At 77.8% G+C, this 1,779-nt stretch carries 2 protein-coding genes; one reads left to right on the top strand and one right to left on the bottom strand.

Annotation, left to right across the window (positions count from 1 at the left end; all coding sequences use genetic code 11):
• On the top strand, positions 1-855 hold an 855-nt coding region (locus tag HLB09_RS16510; RefSeq protein ID WP_171204389.1), incomplete at its 5' end, for a PASTA domain-containing protein.
• A 61-nt stretch (positions 856-916) separates the two neighbouring features.
• Here HLB09_RS16510 and HLB09_RS16505 read toward each other — a convergent pair.
• Positions 917-1,624 carry a molybdopterin-dependent oxidoreductase gene (locus HLB09_RS16505; RefSeq protein WP_212771268.1) on the bottom strand — a complete coding sequence of 236 codons (708 nt, stop codon included), beginning with the start codon at positions 1,622-1,624 and terminating at the stop codon, positions 917-919.
• Between the last annotated feature and the right edge of the window lie 155 nt (positions 1,625-1,779).

Raw genomic sequence — 1,779 nt, 5'->3', positions numbered from 1 at the left:
CTGGCCGTCCTCGTCGCCGCCGCCCTGGCCGTCGGGGCGTGGTGGGCGCTGCTCGGCCCGGGCGCTGCCGTGCCCGCGCCCGCCGTCGCCGGCCTCGAGCAGTCCGCCGCCGAGGGCGCCCTGGCGGACGCGGGGCTCGTCGCCGTCGTCTCCGAGCGCTTCGACGACGAGGTCCCCGAGGGGTCCGTCATCACGACCAGCCCGGGCCCCGGTGAGGACGTGCGCCCCGGCGGCGCCGTCCGGCTCTTCGTCTCGCGGGGCCCCGAGCTCGTCGCCGTCCCGGCGCTCGTCGGCGACGACCTCGCCACCGCCCGCTCCGACGCGCGGGACGCCGGGCTGGGGCTCACCGAGGCCGAGCCCGTCTACGACGAGCAGGTGCCCGAGGGCGCCGTCGTCCGCCAGGACCCCGCCGCCGGTGTCGAGCTGCGCCGCGGCGAGCAGGTCACCGTCGTGCCCTCGCAGGGCCGGCAGCCGATCGACGTCCCCGACCTCGTCGGCAGCACCCGCGAGGACGCCCTCGCCGCCCTCGACGGCGCCGGGCTCGAGGCCTCCGTCGCGGAGGAGAACAGCGACGTCGTGCCCGAGGGCGACGTCGTCCGGCAGGACCCCGCGGACGGGACCCTCTTCGCCGGCGACCCTGTCTCCCTCGTCGTCTCCCTCGGGCCCGAGCTCGTGGACGTCCCCGACGTCGTCGGGCAGCAGCTCGAGCCGGCCCGTGAGGAGCTCGAGGCCGCCGGCTTCGTCGTCGAGGAGGAGCGGGTCCTCGGCGGCTTCTTCGGGACGGTGCGCGACCAGAGCGTCGAGGGCGGCACGCGCGCCCGGCCGGGCACGACGATCACCCTCACCGTCGTCTGAGGAACCGTCCCCGGGAGGTAACGTGCCCTGACGACGGGGCGGGCTCCGACGGCCGGACGGGTCAGCCGCGGCCGGGGGCCTCGTCCTCCTGGTAGGCGTAGCGCTCCTGGCGCCAGCAGTCGCCGACGGCGTGGTAGCCGCGCTCCTCCCAGAAGCCCCGCTTGACCTCGGTGAGGTACTCCCAGCCGCGGAACCACTTCGGGCCCTTCCACGAGTACAGGTGCGGCAGCACGAGGCGCACCGGGAACCCGTGCTCGGGCGTCAGCGGCTGCCCGCCCCGGTGGGTGGCCAGCAGGGTCCGCGGCGAGGTGAGGTCCTCGATGCGCACCGTGGCCGAGTAGCCGTACTCGGCGTAGACGAGGGCGGCGACGACGTCGTCCGCCGGCGGGTGGCGCTCGACGAGCTCGCGCGCCGGCACGCCCTCCCACTCGTTGTCGAGGACGCTCCACCGCGCGGCGCAGTGCAGGTCCGAGCGCACGCGCGCCCGGGGCAGCCCGCCGAACTCCTCGTAGTCGAGTTGGTGACGCTCCCCGTCGCGCGTGGCGCCCTCGACGACGAGGCTCCACCGCTCGGGGCGGAAGCGGGGCACCCGCCCGTAGTGCATGACCGGCAGGTCGGGCAGCGCCTGCTGCCCCGGCGGCAGCGTCCGCGGCGCCACGTAGGCCGTGAGCGGCGCTCCCGACGCGCCGACGAGGGGGCCCGGCTGGTCCTCCGGGCGCCCCGCCCCGGTCCGGCCCTCCTCCGGCGGCTCCCCCGTGCCCCGGCTCACGGCTGCCGGTGCCCCCGCGGCTCGTCGGAGGCCCCGGGCGGGCCGCCGCCGTCGGGCAGGCCGGCCAGCAGCTCGTGCAGCACCTCGGCCGCCCGGCGGGCCCCGTCGTCGTCGACGTCGAGGTGGGTGACCAGCCGCAGCACCCGCGGGCCCAG

Source organism: Pseudokineococcus marinus (genome assembly GCF_013004605.1).
Classification (GTDB): domain Bacteria; phylum Actinomycetota; class Actinomycetes; order Actinomycetales; family Quadrisphaeraceae; genus Pseudokineococcus; species Pseudokineococcus marinus.
Note: the sequence above shows the minus strand (reverse complement) of the source record. Positions and strands in the feature narration are given on the sequence as shown.